This is a genomic window from Rickettsia endosymbiont of Oedothorax gibbosus (genome assembly GCF_936269705.1).
GTDB lineage: Bacteria > Pseudomonadota > Alphaproteobacteria > Rickettsiales > Rickettsiaceae > Tisiphia.
On record NZ_OW370493.1, the window covers coordinates 301,121 to 321,960 of the forward strand.

Genomic DNA, 20,840 nt, shown 5'->3' on the forward strand with positions numbered 1-20,840 from the left:
ACAATGTCAACTCACTATATTGCACTTCCATGATAAATACTAATCGGGATACTATAAAAGTATTTATGCAATTTCTCTAGTAATCCATCCTCCACCAAGAACTCGAGCATTATCATATATAACACAAGCCTGACCAGGAGTTACAGCTTTCTCTGCAGACATTAACTTTACCCTAATTTCTGTACTACTTATCCTACTAATCTTGGCAAAGGTAGCAGGACGAGTCGAACGAATCTTAACTTGTACCTCAACTTCCTCTTGGACAACTATTTCTTTACCAAGCCAGTTAACATTCTTAATAGTAAATTCGGTAGAATCTAATGCCGAATCTGGACCAACATAGACAATTTTTGTATTAGGGTCAATTCTTACTACATAAAGTGGCTCATGAAAAGCTATTCCAAGTCCACGACGTTGACCTATAGTATAGTTGATGATACCATTATGTGTCCCAAGTTCAAAGCCGTCTACATGGATTATTTTACCTTTTTCATTAACATCGGTTCGAATATTACTAATTATCTTCCTATAATCACCATCTGGTACAAAACAAATATCTTGGCTATCGGGCTTATCTGCAACGCCTAAGTTAAATCTAGTAGCAATATTTCTTGTTTGCTCTTTGCTTAATTCTCCCAAAGGAAAAGATAGATAATTTAGTTGCTCTAAAGTAGTTGCAAACAAAAAATAACTTTGGTCTTTGGCAATATCAATACCAGTATGTAATTCTGCTCCATCTATACCTTCGACTTTCCGAACATAATGACCGGTAGCAAGACAGTCAGCTCCTAAATCTTTTGCTACTTTTAGTAAGTCCTTAAATTTAACTGACTGGTTACATTGTACACATGGCGAAGGTGTTTCACCTCTAATATAACTATCGGCAAAGTTATAAATTACTGATTCTTTAAATTTAGACTCGTAATCCAGTACATAATGCGGAATATTTAGCATATCCGCCACCATTTTTGCGTCATAAATGTCTTGCCCAGCACAACAAGCATTCTTTTTCTTGGTGGCTATGCCGTGATCGTATAATTGTAGTGTTATACCAATGACTTTATGTCCTTGTTCACAAAGCATAGCAGCCACTACTGAGCTATCAACCCCACCAGACATTGCAACTACTATTGTAGATGGATTACTTATTCTATTATTCATTGCATTTATAGTAAATTTATGTTATAGTAAATACATCTTGCAAACTCGATAAACGAAGCAATACATTATAATAACTTTATAGTTAAATTACAATAGGATTTGTAATTTATCCCGATTTTTAATCATCCATTATTTTTAATATCAAAAATTACTCCTATATTAACCTAAATTAGTGCCGAATAAACACCCATCGTGCTATCTATTAGCGAAGAGGCGTAAGCCTCGGAAACAATCCATTTTAATCGGATTTATAACGTTGCCAATTCAAGTTAATTCACTATATCCATAAAATAACCTGAGTTTGACTGGAAGTGTAATATAGTGAGTTGACATTGTTATAAAAAGGCGATACAATAATGTCATTATTAGCAACTATGAGTAATAGGATGACAACAAGAAGATATAGAATAATATATGAATCGTATGATCATAAGCAACCCACTACAACAATTTCAAGAGTAGAAGTACTTAATGGCGAGCTTAACGAACCAAGTAATTGTCTAGATTTTTCCATAGGTTTGGATAATCAAATTGCTTTAATTCAAGGAGTACAGGATATAGTTTTGCAGGAAAAGATTCAATTAATCCATAAACTAACAAAAGTTACTTGCCCTAAGTGTAAAATTAAAATGCATAAGACTGGTGTAAATAAATCTACTTTTCACGATGTTTTCACTGATCATAACATTGTAATACAGAGATTTAAATGCCATAATTGCGGATATGAAACGCACTCTACCGTCCGCACGTTATTGCAGGGAGTAATTTCTGGTGATTTAAAAAAAATACAAGCTACACTAGGTGCTACACATAGTTTTAGAGAAGGAGAGAAATTATTTGAATTATTTTCTGGTAAAGATCGGCAAATTAATAATCATAATCGTATTAAACAAGTTACAGAATCAGTTGGCAATGCTATTGAAGATATCAATGCTGATGAGAAGGAAATGCTCATTACTGAAGATGCTGTTGAACTAATATTAAATGTAGATGGAGGACATATAAAGACAACAGAGGATCAACGTAGTATGGAGGCTATGGTGGCTGTAGTTTACAAACCAGAATCTATAAAATCAAATAGTCAAGATACCAGGAATTATATTATAAGTAAGAATTGTGCAGCGTCAATTAAGGATGATCGTCAAAAACAAATTATAAGTTCTACTATTATTGCAGCATTGAAACAAGGCTTAAGCCCAAAAACACATATTACCGCACTATGTGATGGGGCGGCAAATTGCTGGAATATAGCAAAGGCACTAGAGCCTTTGTGTGCTAAAATAACTTATATTTTAGATTGGTTTCATTTGGGTATGAAATTTGAGAATATATCGTTACCAAAAAGGCTAAAAGAAGATCTGATGCATATCAAGTGGCATTTATGGAGAGGAGATGTGGAGAAGGCGATGATAAGATTTAAAGAAATATTAGCACTGACAAAAGAAGAACAGCATCATGATAGGATTAAAAAATTATCCCAATATGTTGATAATAATAAAGATAAAATTGTGGATTACTCAACAAGGAAGGATCAAGGGCTGATCTTTACTAGTAATCTTGCTGAATCAACTGTTGAGAGTTTAATCAATCAAAGATGTAAAGGGCAGCAACACATGAGATGGTCTAGAGAGGGGTTAAATCCTATTTTGCAATTAAGATCTATAATCCATAGTAATGATTGGTCTAGCAAATGGAAAACTGCGGTACTAAATGCTGCTTAATAATTCACTATATTACACTTCCAATATATAACCGCTTCCTTTGTGGCTCTATTTTTTTATTTTCTTTGTTGACAAATTCACTCGTCCATATATGACATAGTAGGCGGAAAGGACAAGAGTATTTTCTATTATTAAAATTGGAGAGATTAATGAGTTTTTTAACAAGAAAAAGTTTTGAATCAATAAAAGAGCTAGGGAAGACTAGTGGTCTCGCTAAAACCTTAGGAGCATTTGATTTAATATTATTAGGTCTTGGGGCTATAATAGGTACGGGTGTATTTGTAATAACCGGTCTAGTTGCGGCTAAATATTCTGGTCCTGCAGTTATGCTATCATATGCTATTGCTGGCGGAACATGTATTTTTGTTGCTCTTGCCTATACAGAGCTTGCTACCATGTTACCGACTTCTGGCAGTATTTATACTTACTCTTATATAGCATTTGGTGAGGTATTTGCTTGGTTAATGGGTAGTGTTATCATATTAGAACTTGGTTTTGCTGCTGGAACTGTTGCAGCTTCTTGGTCTGGATATGTTCAGGCAATATTGTCAGCTGGTGGAATAGGTTTGCCTAAAATTTTAACTACCGTGCCTAGCAATGGTGGAATAATCAATTTACCAGCTTTTCTTATTGTAGTGTTTGTCTCGTTTATTTTGTACTTAGGAACGAAAGATAGTAAAAAACTAAATGCCATTTTAGTATTTATAAAAATGGCAGCTATATTTGCTTTTATTGTGTTTGCCACACCGTATTTTGATGCAACAAATTGGCAAAACTTTTTACCTTTTGGTGCTAATAATATGTTAGTTGGGGCATCTATCCTATTTTTTGCTATGACCGGTTTTGGGACAATAGCTGCTACAGCTGAAGAATGCAAAAATCCTAACCGAGATTTAATGATTGGTATTATTGGATCCTTAGTAATTGCAACGATAGTATATGTTATAATAGCTGGACTAGTAACTGGTATAGCCCCTTTTGATCAACTTAATAATGACCAACCACTTGCCTATTCTCTTAGCTTAAACAATAGTAATGTTGGTTCTGCCATTGTTGCTACTGGAGCAGTATGTGGTATGACTACGGTACTAATGATGAATATTTACGCTACATCCCGTATTTTTTATGTAATTGCTCGAGATGGGTTATTGCCAAAAAGTTTTGCAAAACTTCATACAAAATATGATAGTCCTTATATTACTATCTTAATATTTTCTGGACTTGCTGCACTATTAGGGGGATTTTGTCCAACTGAAATTCTTGTTCAGTTATCATCTATGGGATCGTTAATAGATTATACAGTGGTTGCTATAATAGTCATATTGTTTAGAATAAAAATGCCAAATGCTCCAAGACCATTTAAGTGTCCTGCTGCATGTATCATTATACCATTTGTTTTAATAGCTTGCTTATATTTACTATCTATACAAATGTTTGATAGTAACTTTAATTTGATGATTGCAGGGCAATTATTAATATATTGGTTTGCACTAATGTTTGTTCTGTATATTCTTAGATTGTTCTTTATGAAACGACAAGTTTAATTTGTATGAGTAATGCACTACAACCATTACGTGGTACTAAAGACCTACTGCCTGCGGATTATATAATTCACGATTATATAATTAACACAGCAAAACATATTGGTGAACTTTATGGTTATCAAGCCATGAGTACGCCGATAATTGAATATACTAAAGTTTTTGACCGTACACTTGGAGAGACTTCTGATGTAATAAGCAAGGAAATGTACAATTTCCTTGATAAGAGTGATAATAATATTTCTCTTAGACCTGAGTTTACAGCCGGTATTATTAGGGCTTTTATCTCTAATAACCTGCAACAAACATTACCTATTAAGTTCTTTTCAAGCGGTCCAGTATTTCGTTATGACCGACCACAGGCTGGTAGACAAAGGCAATTTCATCAAATAAACTTTGAGTATATTGGTGGAGAAGAAGGCTCGAGTAACGATGCTGAAACAGTTAGGCTTGCCTTAGATATTCTTCAGGCTTTAGAAATAGATAAAGATACAACTTTAGAAATAAACTCAATTGGTTGTGCTGCAACTCGTACCATCTACCAACAAAAGCTGGTAGAGTATTTCAATGATTATAAGTCAGAATTATCAGAAGATAGCCAAAAGCGACTCGTCAAAAATCCGATGCGGATCTTAGATTCAAAAGATGAAAATGATAGAAAAATAGTTGCGAATAGCCCGTTAATGTCTCAATACTATAATAGTGATACTGCAAAATATTTTGACGATGTACTAAAATACTTAGATTTACTGAATGTAAAATATATCATTAACCCAAGGCTAGTAAGGGGGCTTGATTATTATTGCCATACAACTTTTGAGTTTACTACTAGCAAACTTGGCAGTCAGTCGACAATTCTTGCTGGTGGAAGATATGATGGGTTGAGCAAAATTATGGGCGGGTCAGAGACAAAAGCCATTGGCTTTGCTGCTGGAATCGAAAGGCTTGCTTTAATGAGAGAATACAACATACCTAAAGCCAGACCAGTATTTATCTTTCCTATTAGTGACAATAATTTAGAATATTGTTTAATCTTAGCCAATCAATTCCGCCAAAAAAATATTTCTGTTACCTTAGACGCCAAAGGCAAAATAGCCAAGAGAATGATCCGGGCTAATCTACAGAAAGCTAAATATGTTATTTTTGTTGGTGATGATGAACAAATGAGTAATAGCTTTAAATTAAAAGATCTTGATAAAGAACAAGAATATTTATTACAATTTGAGCAAATTGTAGAATTACTTTAGTTATAGTTAATTCAGGAGAATTTGGTGCTAGGAACGATGGAGCGAGGAAGTGTAATATAGTGAATTATTAAGCAGCATTTAGTACCGCAGTTTTCCATTTGCTAGACCAATCATTACTATGGATTATAGATCTTAATTGCAAAATAGGATTTAACCCCTCTCTAGACCATCTCATGTGTTGCTGCCCTTTACATCTTTGATTGATTAAACTCTCAACAGTTGATTCAGCAAGATTACTAGTAAAGATCAGCCCTTGATCCTTCCTTGTTGAGTAATCCACAATTTTATCTTTATTATTATCAACATATTGGGATAATTTTTTAATCCTATCATGATGCTGTTCTTCTTTTGTCAGTGCTAATATTTCTTTAAATCTTATCATCGCCTTCTCCACATCTCCTCTCCATAAATGCCACTTGATATGCATCAGATCTTCTTTTAGCCTTTTTGGTAACGATATATTCTCAAATTTCATACCCAAATGAAACCAATCTAAAATATACAGCGATTCCAAATATGTCATAGAAGGAAGGTAAGTAAAAGGATATGGAATAAGTTTTTCGTAGAGGAATAGTTAAAAAAGTAGTCAAAGTTGGATAAATTATCTAAGATAATATCAATATAATATTGGTATCAAGTTATGCATTCAAAGAAACATTTAAGTTTTAGTGCAATCAGAAGTATGATTGCAGATAGATTTGCTGGTATAGAAGATAGAAGGGGTGTAAATAGTAGTAATAGTATAGCAGATATTATGTTATCTGGTTTGGCGTGTATGTATTTTCAATCAGTATCTTTGCTAGAATTTCAAAGGCGTATGGAAAGGAAGGAACAACGTAATAATCTGCGTAGCATGTTTACAGTACAATCGCTTCCTAGCGATCAGGGGATGAGGAACGTAATAGACCAAGTAGATAGTGACGTAACGTTTAGACCTATTTTCAAAGAATTATTTAGTAAATTACAACGAGGGAAGCATCTAGAACAATATCAAATATTTCCTGGTAAATACTTATTAAATGTTGATGGTACACAATATTACAGCTCTGATAAAGTGAGTTGTAAACGTTGCCTAATTAGAGGGCATAAAAATAACCAATATCATTGTCATCAAGTATTACAAGGGGCTATTGTAAAATTTGGGTTACGACAAGTAATACCAGTAATGCCTGAGGAAATTCGTGTACAAGATGGTGATGAGAAAGAGGATTGTGAGACGAATGCTTTCAAGAGATTTTTGACAAGATTTAGAAAGGATCATGATAAATTAGGGATAATAATCAATGCTGATGCCTTATATGCAACAACTCCAGTGATAGAAACAATTCGTGATCATAAAGCTAATTATATTTTTAAAGTAAAACCCAATAATCATAAGACATTAATGGATAATGTTCAATCTGTAGATAAATCAAAGATAGAGACATTGAGCCTTAGAAGGAACAAATTGATAATTGAATGGGTTAATGATGTTGAATTATTTACTAGCACTAAGGTAAGAACAAATTATATAGCGGCATGGGAGCTAGTGCCGCAGAAAGATGGTAGTAACAAAAGTCAGTATTATGGTAAATGGATTACTGATCTAGAAATCACCTCAGATAATGCTAAAACAATAATAGACGGAGCAAGAGCACGTTGGAAAATAGAGAACGAATGCTTTAATAGCTTAAAGAATCATGGTTATAATATAGAACATAATTACGGTCATGGTTCTGAGAATCTATGTTATAATTTCTACAATTTTACTTTGTTAGCATTTACTATTCATCAAATACACCAATTAGTTGATAAATTATTTCAAGAAATGAGGGAGCAATTTGGTAGATTAGGATCGTTATGGGAACGAATAAGAAGTTTAGTAGACCTTTTTTTCTTTGAATCAATGGAAATGTTATGGGAGATATTAGCTGGCAAACGAGATTACAGAGTCCCGCCAATATAGATTCGACCTATCAAAAGCTTTTTCTAGAGCAATAGACTTATTTATTGCTAACCGTTGGTTTTTACCAAATTGATTACAATAACGTGAATTATGATAAGTTTGTATAAAAATATTTATAGAATTCAAGAAAATACATACAAATCTTTAACAGAAAAATAGATTATTCGTCTTAAAGTTGAGTGGATCGCAATGCTAAAATTTCCCTATGTATCCATAATGTCATATTTGGAATTGCTGCTATTTACACCCCTTCTATCTTCTATACCAGCAAATCTATCTGCAATCATACTTCTGATTGCACTAAAACTTAAATGTTTCTTTGAATGCATAACTTGATACCAATATTATATTGATATTATCTTAGATAATTTATCCAACTTTGACTACTTTTTTAACTATTCCTCTACGAAAAACTTATTCCATATCCTTTTACTTACCTTCCTTCTATGACATATTTGGAATCGCTGCTATCCTGGTTATTTTATCCCATAAAAAACGGATCGGTCTAATTTTTTTGGTCTAAATTTATGGAGCATTATAGTCTAATTCTATATTACAATGAAGTAAGAATAGGGAAATATCGACTATAAGCATAGAAATGAGGGTTCTGGAAATTCTTCTTTTGATAAACTAATTCATTGCCATCTAGATCAACAACATTTCCACCATTAGCTTTAATTAGTGCATGACCTGCTGCGATATCCCATTCCATAGTTGTCCCAAATTTGGGGTAAATATCGACTTTCCCTTCTGCTATTAAACATAATTTAATTGAGCTTGGTATGCTAACTATTTCGGTAATTAAATGTTTTTCTAAAAATTTCTTAATCTTTGAATTGGAGCAGTGTGAGCTAACAACAGCACTATAATGATTTCTAGGTAAGGCATCAAAACTTACTTCCACGTCATTTTGTTCAACTCGCAAAATATTATTAACATCTGTATAATGTAATTTCTGTATGGATGGTTGATAGATAAAGCCAATAACAGGCATACCATTTTTTATCAAGGCAATATTTACTGTATATGTATCCTCACCTTTGACATAACTTTTTGTCCCATCAATCGGATCAATCAACCAAAATTGCTCTTTATTTAAAGCAACTGGCTCTCTCTCTTCACAAATTACAGGAATATTTGGTGTTAACTTTGTTAAACCATTATATATAAAATCACTAATTTCTTTATCAGCATTTGTTACAGGTGAATTATCATCTTTATAACAAACTATTAGCCCTAAATCTCTTGTCATTAGAGCAATTCTTCCAGCATCGGTAATTAAACTTTTTAACGACCTAATTAAATTAACCATCATTTGTTATTTTTTATCAATTGCTTAGCATCATCATCTTCTAACCATTTTCCTGTTTTTAATAATACTTCTTGTTGCAACTTCACTATATTATCCTGTGGAGTACCCTTTAATTCTGTAACAGCTAAATATTCTATTCCATAATAATCTAGGTCAACTATCTTTAGAAAATTATCTATATCATTTAATTCACTTTTTTTATTCTCAAAAATTATAATGTTATCAGGTAAAATATTTGTGATACGCATAAACTCATATAGTGCCTGAGTTTTATTTAAAAAATCAGTAAATATTATGCCTTTATAAAAAATTGGTGACCTTTTATCATTCTCATCAAATTTTAATATTTCTTTATTATTAACTTTATCAGTAAATTTAATACCAAGTCTACTTAGTTGCTTATACTGCCATTCCTCATAATTTTCAATCCTTCTACATGCTGGGTTAATTTTAGTAAAGCCAAAAACCAAAGCCCCGGAACTCTTTAGCTTATCAATAAATTTCGACCAATTAGCTTCTACCAACATAACTTGTCTTTGTAGTAGCAACTTAGCAATTACTTCATCTATATTGGAACGATACTTTTTTAAAGCAGCAAGCTCCTCGGTAAACCCTGCATAAGGATTAGCATAACGAAACATATTAGACTTAGGTGTAATTATTGTATCATCAATATTGATTAGCACTAAGCTAGATCCATTAATTTTTTCAAATAAATTTTTTACCGTAACAGAATCTATAGAATAAGTGGGAATGATTATTGCATAACTCGTATATGGTAGCATAACAAGAATTAATAATAATTTTGACTTATGCAGGAGGTCTAACAATTTTAATAAAAGGTTATTTTTTATTGTCATATGGATTTATGTTTTTCTGATTCTTAATTTTAACATTGCTTCTTTTTGTAGCATTTATCTTATTAATCAACTCACTAAATAATTTTACAAAATCACGAGAGTTAAATATTGATTCTTTTGTATCAGATAATCGATAATTATAACCAATAAACATCACATTATCGTCATAATTTTTGAGTTGACTTTCCATCGAAATTAACTCACTAGAATTTTCATCAATCATTATTAGAACTTTTGGCATGAACTTCACTTCTATTAAAAAGTTTAATATTAACCGAAATGAAGGACTATTATTGCTGCTCAATATACCTTGATAAAATGTCTGATAAGTATTATCAAAAGGCTCCATATTATTAAAAATAAGATAATTATGTTGAGGGAAACTATTAGATAAGTCAATATCAAATTTCTTTAAATAATCAGCCTTCCATATTTCTAATTTCTTTATATTGTTAAAGTTACCAGTTAAACTACGGTCACTAACAATTACTGGACTTCCTTTATCCATTATACCTTTTATAAATTTAGGTAAATTGCTATCTAATAACTCATTTTTATACTCTGTAAACAATATTGTATCAATATAAACTACCTTTGATGCTTTAACTGATTTAAATAATTCAGATAGTTTAGATAATTCATTTTTATTCAGTTGGTTAATTGGTGGAAAGAATGATTTGAATATAACTTTGTCTCTTCCTAAAACCAGTAGGATATCCTCCGGGGGATAATTATTGCATAATTCTTGATATTCATTATTTATTTGCTCTAAACTATTAGTCTTAACAATCTTGCCATTTGCTATTAAGGGTAATAGTAGTAGTATGGAAGCAATATATTTATTGCATAATTTGATACTTTTCAAAGCAGAAGTGTATAGTTTTAATTTAGTTTCTTTAGTTAACATGGTATTTGCTCTTATTTTTAGTCATTGCAAAAGTAGAGTTTCAAAAGAGGTATATTATCTTGCCATTATGAATTCAATAGACCTCTTGCATAACCTAAAGATAATTGAGGAATTTTTAGGAAAAACGAAGTCGAGTACCGCAGCGTACTAAGATGTACGTGAGGAACGGAGACGAGTTTTGACAACAAAATTACCAATTAGATTAGGTTATGCAAGAGGTCTAATATCAAGGTCAACTTTTTGCCATATCATCACAAGTAAGTATAGGATAATTTTTAAACATTGCTAAAGCAATACAACCCCTATCGCCTAAGGATAAACCATACTATTTTGTTTTTTTAATTATTTTTGCCGTTATTAATGCCTGTTCTTCACAAAAATCTATAATTTTAATACCAGAAAGTTTGATCAGATTTTTACAATCGTCTTCTGTTAAATTTTGCACTTCAATACAATATTTATACTTTAGATTATGGCATGTTTCAAATTCTGTCTTTCGTGTAACATTTAATATAATATGTCATTTAAATAAATTACACAATAAACTTATAGATCATTGCCACGACCTACTTGCGTTGTCTCGCTAATAGCGGAAAAGCTATCTAAACCCGCTCCACCTTCTAACTTTCAACAGTTGTGGCGTCGCTCCATCGTTCCCAATGGCATTCGGTTAAGAAAATCCAGTTTGGAGGTCATGAGTTATTGTGCTTAGTTCCTAAAAATGGGTACTATTATTGCTTGCCTTATTAAAAAATATGATAAAACATGTAGTTGGACTTTGGACAAAATAATTTAGCCTATATTTAGCAACTTATAATCTATATGAGATATAAAGTAATTTACTTGAGATTGCAAAAATATTAACTATAGATTGATAAACTTTTTAAAAAGTTAGCTAAAAATACTAGTTTTTTATAAAACTTACTATTTTGTAAAAAAATAGGGTATTTTGTCCAAAGTCCAAATGTAGGAATTCGCTTCTCTAATAACCTAAAATTAATAAGGTTAGTTCTTAATTTAAGAGGGATAACAGCTTAACCGAATGCCATTGCCATCGTTCCTAGCCCCAAATTATCCTGAATTGACTATATACCTAGGCTCTGTGAACAAAATTTAAATTACTAGATTTCGACTCTTTTTAGCTGCAAATTATAAGATTTTTTTGAAATAGAACTAACTATTCCGGCAAAAATCTTATTAATTTTCGCTTAAAAATACTCAAAATCTAAACAATTAAAATTTTGTTCACAGAACCTAGCAATGACGGTTAGTATATTCATTTAGAGATTTCTTGATGTTATTAAGTATGGTAAGTTCATTTTTCCTCCTAGTAAATATATAATATATTATTTTGCCTATAGTGGTGCGTTTTTTAACTTGCATAACCAACTCCTGCTGAACAATTTCTTGAATTGTCGTTAAATTACCATTCTTTAGAAATCGCGATAAGAGCTGAAGCTGTTCAACACTAAAAGTTGTTAGCAATATTCTAATGATTACTGTAACATAACCTGAAGGAGTTGTTATATTAGTCCTCCTGACATATTTCTTAAAATTTAAACTAAATGTTTTATTTGAATATTTATCACTAAAAATTTCTACAAAATTTATTTCGCGTAATTGGTTTATTACTATTACCCTTTCTTGTTCAATTATCCTCAACATTTTGACTGAAGTAACATAGTTATTTATCTTATAGTCAGCTGCGATTTTACAGGTTATTATCTGTTGTATAAACTCTACATAGTTTAGATCTTTTTTTAACAATGAACTAATATTGCTAAATAGTAGCTGATACCTAGTTTTTAAGGCATTTTTAGTAAAACTATCTAAAGAAATATATCGTTTAATAATTTTAGCTTCAAGTTTTGAAGAAAATTTAGATTCAATAGAAGAAATCATTAAAGAAATAGTATGACCACTTTGAATATTTTGAGTTAACCCTTTTCTAATATAAGATAGTATATAATTAAGATCAGGGTCTACGGTTATATTGAGTATCCTGATAGCATTTATATGCTTTATAATATTAATTAAAATTTCATGCATAAAGGTATTTCGCTGGAGTAAAAATCTTTCTACTATATTAAATTCCGAATTTTCTATCTGATGTATCATAGTATTATAATTTTCAAATAATTCTAAAAGCTCATATCCTAAATTATTCAATTTATTGAAATTTTTTCTAAACTTTGATTCCTCATGTATTTTTATCAAAATATGGTTTATAATCTTAGATTTAACACATAAATCTTTTATCCTGTTATATAAGCAAATTAACTTAGCATTAGTTAATTCTATTAATACGTTGTGATCATTTATCAGGAAATTAACAATTCTTTCAAAAATATATTTATAATCTACTGAGTTCTCTGCTTGCAGTATTAATAATATATTGGCATGGAATAGCAATAGGACAGAGTCTTTCTTTAGATCAATAGTAGAATCAATTTGCCATAATTCTTTAATAAGCAATAATTGATCTAAAAGTAGATTTTGTTGTTCTGTTAATAAATTATAGTCAATTGATGAGAAATTGGTGACGTTGTCACTAGTTACTCGCCTATTAGATATAGGAATCGCTTCATCGTTCCTAGCACCTATCTCTAAATTTACAATAATTGCAGTCGCCTGTAGATTATTTATAACATCTTGATTCTTAATATCTTCAGTTATCAGTAGGCAACAATGTCGTACGAAATTTTCCGCTAAATCCATTACTGTTTTTAGTGCTTGATTATCTTTTGCCCGATGTGAGTTAGAAGAGTTTTCTAAATAATCCAATAATTGCTTAAGAGAAGTAGAAAAATTTGTTATCTCTTCTGTTTGATATTTTTGTTGCTTTAACAGCTCAATAGAAAGTGTTCCGTATTTTTCCAAAATGGAATGCAAGTTCTTTTGGCTATTCGAACTAAGATAATCAAGCAAATCACTATTTTGTTGCAGGATTTTTATAATACTAAAAGTATACAAAGACCTTTTTAAAGTATTAGGATACTTACAAGACACGATATACTCAGAGCTTAAAGAGACGAAGCAGTTTTTTAATCTTTTTTCATACATAACTAATAACCTATTGTATCACTCACCTTACGCATAACCCATGGCAATTTGAAAATTGCAAGATATCTATTAGCGAGACCACGTAGTATCCGTATTAAGTCGGGACATCAAATGCAGGGATAACACAAAACCTGGTTGCTTTGTCGACCTACCAACAATTATAAATTCAAAAATATTAGTTTTAAAACAAAATAATATTACAACTTTAGAGCTAACTATAATGTTAATTACTAATTGTTTAGAGACTTAATTACTCTAAATTTACACCTAGCAATTATAGCTATATTACAGCAATTTATATTTTGAATTTATAATTGCTATCGACCTACGGTCTTTCTTGCAATGACGTCTTGTACTTTTCTGCAATTTTTAATTACCATGGGTTATGCGTAAGGTGAGTATATAATCTAATATCGCGATCCTAAAATATGTTTGAGAAACACTGAATTATCAATACCCGCCATTAAACTTTTAATAAATTCAATGTTAATGGTTTTATTCTTATTTAAAGGTAGTAAGAATGAAATATTTTGTAATCTACCTTTGGTTAATCCTAGATTATAACTATACTCTTGCACTGCTAATCTTATAGAGGTAGTCAGAAATAATGCCACATCAGGATCAAGTATTTTATTTGGTAATTTCTCTTCTTTTATTTTTAAAATCCAGATATTTTGACCGGAGCAAAAATCATGATGTTGGTAGAAGGTTGAACCAGTACTACCATCTAAGGCTATTGTTATAGTATTTCCATTATTTATCAAACCATTCGTAGGAATAACATAGTCAGAAACTCCGTTATTTACGCCTTTTCTACCGATAAAAGGAATCGCTTTTGGATTAAAAAGGTTAGATAATTCAATGTTTATTTTATCAATTTGTTTTGTTGGCAAAATATCAAAATATGTTATCAGTGATTCTTTAGATAAGTGATTGATAATATCTATAGAATCACCATATTTGTGCTGCGTATTATAATAATCTCTTGGCAAGAATTTAAAATATCTATTTTGCACTAAATATGCAAAATAATTATTTACTGTATTTTGTATATCGTTGATTTTTATTAAACAGTTGAATTCTTTATGTAACGTATAAACCCACTGATCTTTTGCTGTAATAATTTTTTTAAATGAAAATTTTGTTTCAGATTTTTGCTTGTATGCATCTAAGAAATTCTGGTAATTTTGTTCTGCTATGTATTTAGGAGTTCTCATTTTTTGATTTTTAATTAGTTCATAACCATCATTAAATTCAGCAAACCATGTTTCACCCATGTGTTGTGAGTGTGTTTCAAAAACCAAAATAATAGTTTCCGTACCTTTAGGATAAAACAATTGACAGGGCATTTTTATAGAGGCTAAAAGCTTATGCTTGGTAAGAATTCTTTCTTTAATTGATATTAATCCAGAGTGTTTTTTGGTTCTGCTTGATACAGCATTAACAGGGATAATTGCCACTCCGATAGAGTTAGGTAGTAAAACATCTAACATTAATTCTACAAATGAGATTTCAGAATATATCTCGTCCGAATAAGGCGGATTAATAAAGCCAACATTACATTCTTTCTCTAATAATGTATCCTTGATAGCAAAACAATCATCACAATATAGATTAGATCTCCCATCTTTATTAATAAACATATTTAATGCAACTATAGTGTAGATGCTAGTGTCTTTCTCTACTCCGATAATACTTTCTTTCCTGAACTTTTCTTTTTCTGAAAATGAATATTTATCATTCAACGATATTTTTTTCCAAGCAGCAGTCAGAAATCCACCAGTTCCAACACATGGATCTAAAATTTTTGAATTAATATTAATATCTGCTAGCTCACAAAATAATTTGGTTACATGGGATGGAGTTAGAACTATCCCTAGGTCAGAACCACCAGAAGTTGAATAAGACAAGAACACATTAAAAAACAATGCTATTAAATCTAGCTCACTTTTCTTATAATACTCAAATAAAATATTATCGACATTTCTCACTAACTCTAATAAAGTGCCATTTGGGAATTGTTGCCTTGCAGCTTCCTTATCGTTAATCCCTAAATTTTCCAATAAACGTCAGTTCGGGATAAGATATAGATGAAATAGTAATAGATAAAAGGATTGTCAAAAAGGAGTGCCTGCAGTATTTATATTTTTAAACAAAAAAACAAACTACAGGCATGAAAAAAGATATCACAGAATTATATAGTTTTATAGATGATTTTTGTAAAATTTATTTGGAGTATGAACAGAGAAAGTTATTACCATCAAATAAGCAAAGAAATCGCTGTTGTAGCATGAGTCTAAGTGAAATGTTAACAATAATAATTATGTTTCATACATCCTATGCTAAGAATTTTAAATTTTTCTATAAAAGTTATATAGAGTGCATGCATAAGGATGATTTTCCCAAAGCCTTGAGTTATAATAGATTTGTTGAATTAATGGCACGATTATTCATACCGCTAAATATGTTGATTCATTTGTTGTTTGGTGAGGAAACAGGTATTTATTTTATTGACTCTACAACGATTAAAGCTTGTCACAATAAAAGGCGTTATAGCAATAAAGTTTTTAAAGGATTAGCCAAACATAGTAAATCCTCTATGGGGTATTTTTATGGTTTTAAATTACATGTAATAATCAATAATAAAGGGGAGTTTATGGCATTAAAAGTGACCAAAGGCAATGTAGATGATAGGGTTCCAGTACCGGAGTTAACAAAAAGATTAACTGGAATTATAGCAGCTGATAAAGGTTATATTAAGCAAAATTTGTTCTTAAATTTATATGAAAGAGGCTTAAAAATGATTCATGGAATTAAGAAGAATATGGAAAATAAATTAATGGATTTGAAAGAAAAAATCTTACTTCGAAAGCGTAACTTAATTGAAACAGTTTTTGATTATCTAAAAAATAAAATGAACCTTGAACATACTAGACATAGATCACCAATAAATGCCTTTGTCCATATATTATCTACTCTTGTTGCTTACTCATTAAAGAAAAATAAACCTTCAACAAAATTTGATTTTAATCTACATGTTCACAATATCCTTATCCCGAATTGACGTAATGTGACTTTTTTCAATATCAAAACCACCGCTTTTTAGGTGCAAAAATAGTCGTTCAACTTTGCTATTAGGCTAAGAAAAAGCGAGAAAGTCAAGCATTTCAACGGTGGCAAGATAAAGTTGAATAAATGTTTTGCCGATATGCAAATAGGTAACACTAAAACTATAGAAAGCAAAATTTACAATGGTATGGCAATTAAAATAACTTGTTTGCAATTAGAAAGAGAGCAACTATTTATTGCTAGTAATGTCCTTATTGGTGAATGTGCTTTGCTAGCATATAAGCAAAGGTGGAGCATTGAGCGATCTTTTCTGTCTCTCAAATCATCTGGATTTAATATTGAAGATACCCACATTACAGATCAAAAAAAGCTAGAAAAACTATTTGCAATAGTATCTTTATCCTTAGCTATTTGCGTGCTTGCTGGTGACATTAAGAACAAAATTTATCCTATAAAGATCAAAAAACATGGTCGTAAATTATACTCATTATTTACTTATGGATTTGATTGGATAAAAGATTATTTTTATAACTCGTTAAGTGATACCCCTGCTATGTTGTTTTCATTACTACGAAAACACATTATGATTGCTTTTCAACTTCAACAATAACTGTGGGGTACTATGACGTTTGCTATATAACCTCACTATTTCCGCTCCCTTATATTCATCAGAACTTAAGTTAGTTACCAATATCCAAGGTTCTTTTGCAGCTTTGTTATATGAACCATTTGCTGTTTTACTGCTAGTACGATTCCTGCTAACCTTCTGCACTCGACCCTTAGGGACTTTGCAAGTTGTAACCATTCTGCAGGAATATTTATGAGCTTTGGTTAGCAGAATCGTACCACATTCCATCGTTTTTGAACCAATTGATGGCATGAAATTTTCAACTGATATCCAATCCTCATTCTTAGCTAATTTTAAATCTTTTCCTTGTCGTACCCGACACACCCAACTCCACCCTTGTTTTTCTATTTCCTTAAACCATTCAATATGAAAGCCAGCGTCCATAATCACAATAACCCTTTTTCCATCAGGTATTATACTCTTTAATTTATTTAAAAATTCTACCGTTCTGCCCTTTAATTCACCTTCTTCAAACACATCTTGATACAAAGGTAAACTCATCCCTCTTGTACAAAATTGAGCACTTAGCATTTGTACCATGCGATCATCTTTAAGATAACATAAATCAATCACAACACTGTCATCATTAGAATGCTTGATAAACTCAAATATGAAATATGATAAAGCACTATAGAGATTATCAACCTCGTTATATAAATGTTTGTTACCTATACATCTATCAACTTTTTTTATTTTATGTTTTACTTTACTATCACCACTCAAGTTCCTGCCAATTGCACTCAAAGACAAATTCTGACTATATCGCAAGCCTTCTGCAACATCAAGTAACGCATTTAAACGATTGTTATGTATAAAAGGACAATGTTCTTTTATTACTTCATTTAATACTGTTTTTACATCCATAACCTACTATCTCCATCATCATTAAATAATGAAGATATTCTATCAATTCTTGCTATTTTGCAACAATTTCGTGGGGATACATCAGATTGCGAGGAGACATAAGCCAACGAAGCAATCCCAAAAGCAATCCAAATGGATTGCCACGACCACTATGTGGTCTCGCAATGACAGATAACGTTATTGCGAAGAGTGCGGAAATCGCACGACGAAGCAATCCATATAGTCTTGATGTATCTATACTAATTCTTATGGATTGCTTTAATGCTACTAAAGTATCTCTGAGCCATGACTCTTAGCAGTCAGCTTTTTTACTCGTCAGAGGAAATAAATAAAAAAGATAATTGCATGGACAAATTCACCAACTTCTCATCAATTGACTATACTCAGTAATTATTGACGAATATGTCTTAAATTGCTAATTTTTGTAACATCTAGATTGCTACTAGACCTTATAGGGTTAATATCTATGCCCCCACGTCTTGTATATCTGGCATAAACAGTTAATTCATCGGGAATACAAAACTTACTAATATCACAAAAAATACGCTCAATACATTGTTCATGAAACTCATTATGATTACGAAATGACACCAAATATTTTAATAAAGAACTATGGTCAATTTTTTTGCCTCGATAGCTAATTTGTACTGATGCCCAATCTGGTTGATTAGTCACTAAACAATTTGATTTGAGCAAATTAGAATATAGTACCTCATCGACGATCTTCGTATTATCTTCCAATAATTTTGGCAAATTTTGACTAATTTCAAAATTAGTAATTGTCACATCTAATTTATCAAGATTTATACCTGAAAAAGATTGCAGCCTAGTACCATCATATGACTCTAAATCTTTTAAAAACACTATTACATCTGACCCAAATATTAGACCTAAATCCCTGGTAATTAACTCTATTACTTGCTCTGAACTGCTAAGCTTAGTATTACTAAAAGAATTTAAGTAAAGCTTTAGTGACTTTGATTCTATAATATTAGGTGAATCGCTACTCACCATAAATTCCAATATCCGTATCTCAGGTTTACCAGTTTGGTTTAGCCAAGAGACCTCATAACAATTCCAAATATCAAAGCCATAAAAAGGTAAATCACCTATTATCTGTAATTGCTCTCTAGCAAATTTACGACTAATTGGTTGTAATAAACTATTATCGTACACATCTATATATGAATTTTGTTTGCCGAGTATAGTTTCCAAATCCATTTTATTTTATCCAGTAAGTCATGTAGTTCGGATGCTCCACACCATTTAATAAATATTTAAAACCCATAGCAATCCTTAATATAAACCACACTAATAAGCATATATACAATATAGGACCAATTAGTATTATAGTGGTCATTATAGATATCATCATACCAACGAATCCTATCCAAAAAGTCCGCCATATAAAAATATAATGGCTAGATAAATATTTATTTTTAATATCCTTATTAATATAGGAAAAAACTGCACCAATAATAGGTAATAACGGAGCAACTATTCCACGCAAAAATAATATATAAATTACCACCAGATTAGTTCTTCCGGCTGCTATATATTTTCTAACTTCCTTATCCATTTTCATCTCTTTAAAATTAGTATATCTACCGTCATTGCAAGGAAGAGCGTAGGTTGACAAAGCAATTGTAAGTTGTCATTCTTAACAACGGCAGGAATCCCTGCAGGTATGACACAAAACAGCATTGCTTTATCACCCCCTCGCTAATAGCAGAGTAATGCTAATAGGGTTGCCTATAACTATACAACTAGTATATAATCATATGAATTTCAAGCCATTATTTTAAATTTTTATAATGGCTTGATGATTGTTCTAACTAAAATATAAGCAGCTTCATTACTCTGAGATGCTTATATTAACTGATAATTAACTAAAAGACGAGACTCTAGTCGTAATTATACCTAAATTATAACATATTTATTATAATATTTGATAGATAATAAATCTACCTATAATTTTGTTTTAAATAATGATTTTTTACTATTTACTGAGTTTTGTTGCGATTGCTTTCTAAAGTTAGATTTGCTCTTATGTAGTTCTATAATTTCCTTGGTTACCTTTACTATAAAAGCTGGTTCAATCTCACCTTCCATACAAGTTGCTTTAAAAGATTCGCTACCACCAAAAATCCATGATTTTGCTTCTAGTTCAAGCTTTTTTGCAACACGTAATTCTGATATATTGGTTGCATCAATAATTGCCTGGGTAATAATAGCTTTACGTAAGATGACATCAGGTGAATTAGTGTATGACTTAAGGCGTTCAAATGGGGAAGGGAATTTAATAACATTAGATATATTTATTTTGTTTACCATAAATTTATTACCATATATTGATTTCAATTAGGTTCTGCATGCAGAACCTAAGAAGTATAATGATTTTTATGGTTGTACTAATAGTTTCGAGATAAAAATTTGTAAATATTTTAAATTATCTTAATATTTATAGATATTATGTGGTTAACTCACCTTATAATCGATAATCAAGTTTTTTTGCAGATTTG

Annotated in this window: 18 protein-coding genes; 6 read left to right on the forward strand and 12 right to left on the reverse strand. The window is 31.0% G+C overall.

The genetic code is table 11. The annotated features are described in order from the left end of the window. Window positions 1-63: 63 nt before the first annotated feature. Window positions 64-1,161, reverse strand: a complete 1,098-nt coding sequence (gene mnmA / locus NBW66_RS01650; protein ID WP_250311552.1) for a tRNA 2-thiouridine(34) synthase MnmA — start codon at window positions 1,159-1,161, stop codon at window positions 64-66. A 356-nt stretch (window positions 1,162-1,517) separates the two neighbouring features. Between mnmA and NBW66_RS01655 the strand changes: the two genes are divergently transcribed. From NBW66_RS01655 to hisS, 3 genes are all read left to right on the forward strand, one after another. After that, window positions 1,518-2,882 carry a UPF0236 family transposase-like protein gene (locus tag NBW66_RS01655; RefSeq protein ID WP_250311117.1) on the forward strand — a complete coding sequence of 455 codons (1,365 nt, stop codon included), beginning with the start codon at window positions 1,518-1,520 and terminating at the stop codon, window positions 2,880-2,882. A gap of 149 nt (window positions 2,883-3,031) precedes the next feature. Then, window positions 3,032-4,426: an amino acid permease gene (locus NBW66_RS01660; protein WP_250311553.1), complete on the forward strand. Its 1,395-nt coding sequence runs from the start codon at window positions 3,032-3,034 to the stop codon at window positions 4,424-4,426. 5 nt (window positions 4,427-4,431) lie between these two features. Further along, window positions 4,432-5,670: a histidine--tRNA ligase gene (hisS, locus tag NBW66_RS01665; protein WP_250311554.1), complete on the forward strand. Its 1,239-nt coding sequence runs from the start codon at window positions 4,432-4,434 to the stop codon at window positions 5,668-5,670. Between the two features lie 67 nt (window positions 5,671-5,737). Here the strand turns inward: hisS and NBW66_RS01670 are convergent, their stop codons facing one another. Then, window positions 5,738-6,193, reverse strand: a complete 456-nt coding sequence (locus NBW66_RS01670; RefSeq protein WP_250311555.1) for a UPF0236 family transposase-like protein — start codon at window positions 6,191-6,193, stop codon at window positions 5,738-5,740. A 117-nt stretch (window positions 6,194-6,310) separates the two neighbouring features. Here NBW66_RS01670 and NBW66_RS01675 point away from each other — a divergent pair, with 117 nt between their 5' ends. Continuing rightward, window positions 6,311-7,615: a transposase gene (locus NBW66_RS01675; protein WP_250311217.1), complete on the forward strand. Its 1,305-nt coding sequence runs from the start codon at window positions 6,311-6,313 to the stop codon at window positions 7,613-7,615. Window positions 7,616-7,818: 203 nt separating this feature from the next. On the opposite strand, the gene NBW66_RS14380 is transcribed toward NBW66_RS01675, so the two are convergent. From NBW66_RS14380 to NBW66_RS01700, 6 genes are all read right to left on the reverse strand, one after another. After that, on the reverse strand, window positions 7,819-7,944 hold the full coding sequence (locus NBW66_RS14380) for a hypothetical protein (protein ID WP_284346710.1): 126 nt from the start codon (window positions 7,942-7,944) through the stop codon (window positions 7,819-7,821). A gap of 224 nt (window positions 7,945-8,168) precedes the next feature. Next, window positions 8,169-8,930: a 3'(2'),5'-bisphosphate nucleotidase CysQ family protein gene (locus NBW66_RS01680; protein ID WP_250311556.1), complete on the reverse strand. Its 762-nt coding sequence runs from the start codon at window positions 8,928-8,930 to the stop codon at window positions 8,169-8,171. Beyond that, complete coding sequence (locus NBW66_RS01685) at window positions 8,927-9,712, reverse strand: DUF2608 domain-containing protein (RefSeq protein ID WP_250311557.1); 786 nt, start codon at window positions 9,710-9,712, stop codon at window positions 8,927-8,929. Before NBW66_RS01685 ends, NBW66_RS01680 begins: the two co-directional genes overlap by 4 nt. Window positions 9,713-9,770: 58 nt before the next feature. After that, complete coding sequence (locus tag NBW66_RS01690; protein WP_250311558.1) at window positions 9,771-10,694, reverse strand: DUF2608 domain-containing protein; 924 nt, start codon at window positions 10,692-10,694, stop codon at window positions 9,771-9,773. A 1,254-nt stretch (window positions 10,695-11,948) separates the two neighbouring features. After that, window positions 11,949-13,574, reverse strand: a complete 1,626-nt coding sequence (locus NBW66_RS01695; protein ID WP_250311559.1) for a hypothetical protein — start codon at window positions 13,572-13,574, stop codon at window positions 11,949-11,951. 590 nt (window positions 13,575-14,164) lie between these two features. Further along, window positions 14,165-15,820: an N-6 DNA methylase gene (locus NBW66_RS01700; protein ID WP_250311560.1), complete on the reverse strand. Its 1,656-nt coding sequence runs from the start codon at window positions 15,818-15,820 to the stop codon at window positions 14,165-14,167. 110 nt (window positions 15,821-15,930) lie between these two features. Here NBW66_RS01700 and NBW66_RS01705 point away from each other — a divergent pair, with 110 nt between their 5' ends. Continuing rightward, a complete protein-coding gene (locus tag NBW66_RS01705) occupies window positions 15,931-16,821 on the forward strand; it encodes an IS982 family transposase (protein ID WP_250310582.1) in 891 nt (296 codons plus the stop codon). Between the two features lie 123 nt (window positions 16,822-16,944). Further along, the gene (locus NBW66_RS01710) at window positions 16,945-17,436 is read left to right on the forward strand and encodes a transposase (RefSeq protein ID WP_250311561.1); all 492 of its coding nucleotides are present in this window, start codon (window positions 16,945-16,947) and stop codon (window positions 17,434-17,436) included. Here the strand turns inward: NBW66_RS01710 and NBW66_RS01715 are convergent. From NBW66_RS01715 to NBW66_RS01730, 4 genes are all read right to left on the reverse strand, one after another. After that, complete coding sequence (locus NBW66_RS01715) at window positions 17,395-18,318, reverse strand: transposase (RefSeq protein ID WP_250311562.1); 924 nt, start codon at window positions 18,316-18,318, stop codon at window positions 17,395-17,397. The two genes, NBW66_RS01710 and NBW66_RS01715, sit on opposite strands and share 42 nt — an antisense overlap. A 390-nt stretch (window positions 18,319-18,708) precedes the next feature. Then, window positions 18,709-19,539: an NADPH-dependent 7-cyano-7-deazaguanine reductase QueF gene (gene queF, locus NBW66_RS01720; RefSeq protein WP_250311563.1), complete on the reverse strand. Its 831-nt coding sequence runs from the start codon at window positions 19,537-19,539 to the stop codon at window positions 18,709-18,711. A gap of 1 nt (window position 19,540) precedes the next feature. After that, the gene (locus NBW66_RS01725; RefSeq protein ID WP_250311564.1) at window positions 19,541-19,903 is read right to left on the reverse strand and encodes a DUF4870 family protein; all 363 of its coding nucleotides are present in this window, start codon (window positions 19,901-19,903) and stop codon (window positions 19,541-19,543) included. A gap of 383 nt (window positions 19,904-20,286) precedes the next feature. Continuing rightward, window positions 20,287-20,652: a hypothetical protein gene (locus tag NBW66_RS01730; RefSeq protein WP_250311565.1), complete on the reverse strand. Its 366-nt coding sequence runs from the start codon at window positions 20,650-20,652 to the stop codon at window positions 20,287-20,289. Window positions 20,653-20,840 lie beyond the last annotated feature (188 nt).

What these genes read in the sequence shown, in the direction of transcription:
- NBW66_RS01660 (WP_250311553.1), top strand. Translation starts at nt 3,032, where the DNA reads ATGAGTTTTTTAACAAGAAAAAGTTTTGAATCAATAAAAGAGCTAGGG.
- NBW66_RS01675 (WP_250311217.1), top strand. Translation starts at nt 6,311, where the DNA reads ATGCATTCAAAGAAACATTTAAGTTTTAGTGCAATCAGAAGTATGATT.
- NBW66_RS01670 (WP_250311555.1), bottom strand. Translation starts at nt 6,193, where the DNA reads ATGACATATTTGGAATCGCTGTATATTTTAGATTGGTTTCATTTGGGT.
- NBW66_RS01690 (WP_250311558.1), bottom strand. Translation starts at nt 10,694, where the DNA reads ATGTTAACTAAAGAAACTAAATTAAAACTATACACTTCTGCTTTGAAA.
- NBW66_RS01730 (WP_250311565.1), bottom strand. Translation starts at nt 20,652, where the DNA reads ATGGTAAACAAAATAAATATATCTAATGTTATTAAATTCCCTTCCCCA.
- NBW66_RS01685 (WP_250311557.1), bottom strand. Translation starts at nt 9,712, where the DNA reads ATGCTACCATATACGAGTTATGCAATAATCATTCCCACTTATTCTATA.
- queF (WP_250311563.1), bottom strand. Translation starts at nt 19,539, where the DNA reads ATGGATTTGGAAACTATACTCGGCAAACAAAATTCATATATAGATGTG.
- NBW66_RS01715 (WP_250311562.1), bottom strand. Translation starts at nt 18,318, where the DNA reads ATGGATGTAAAAACAGTATTAAATGAAGTAATAAAAGAACATTGTCCT.
- NBW66_RS14380 (WP_284346710.1), bottom strand. Translation starts at nt 7,944, where the DNA reads ATGCATTCAAAGAAACATTTAAGTTTTAGTGCAATCAGAAGTATGATT.
- mnmA (WP_250311552.1), bottom strand. Translation starts at nt 1,161, where the DNA reads ATGAATAATAGAATAAGTAATCCATCTACAATAGTAGTTGCAATGTCT.
- hisS (WP_250311554.1), top strand. Translation starts at nt 4,432, where the DNA reads ATGAGTAATGCACTACAACCATTACGTGGTACTAAAGACCTACTGCCT.
- NBW66_RS01655 (WP_250311117.1), top strand. Translation starts at nt 1,518, where the DNA reads ATGTCATTATTAGCAACTATGAGTAATAGGATGACAACAAGAAGATAT.
- NBW66_RS01680 (WP_250311556.1), bottom strand. Translation starts at nt 8,930, where the DNA reads ATGATGGTTAATTTAATTAGGTCGTTAAAAAGTTTAATTACCGATGCT.
- NBW66_RS01725 (WP_250311564.1), bottom strand. Translation starts at nt 19,903, where the DNA reads ATGAAAATGGATAAGGAAGTTAGAAAATATATAGCAGCCGGAAGAACT.
- NBW66_RS01705 (WP_250310582.1), top strand. Translation starts at nt 15,931, where the DNA reads ATGAAAAAAGATATCACAGAATTATATAGTTTTATAGATGATTTTTGT.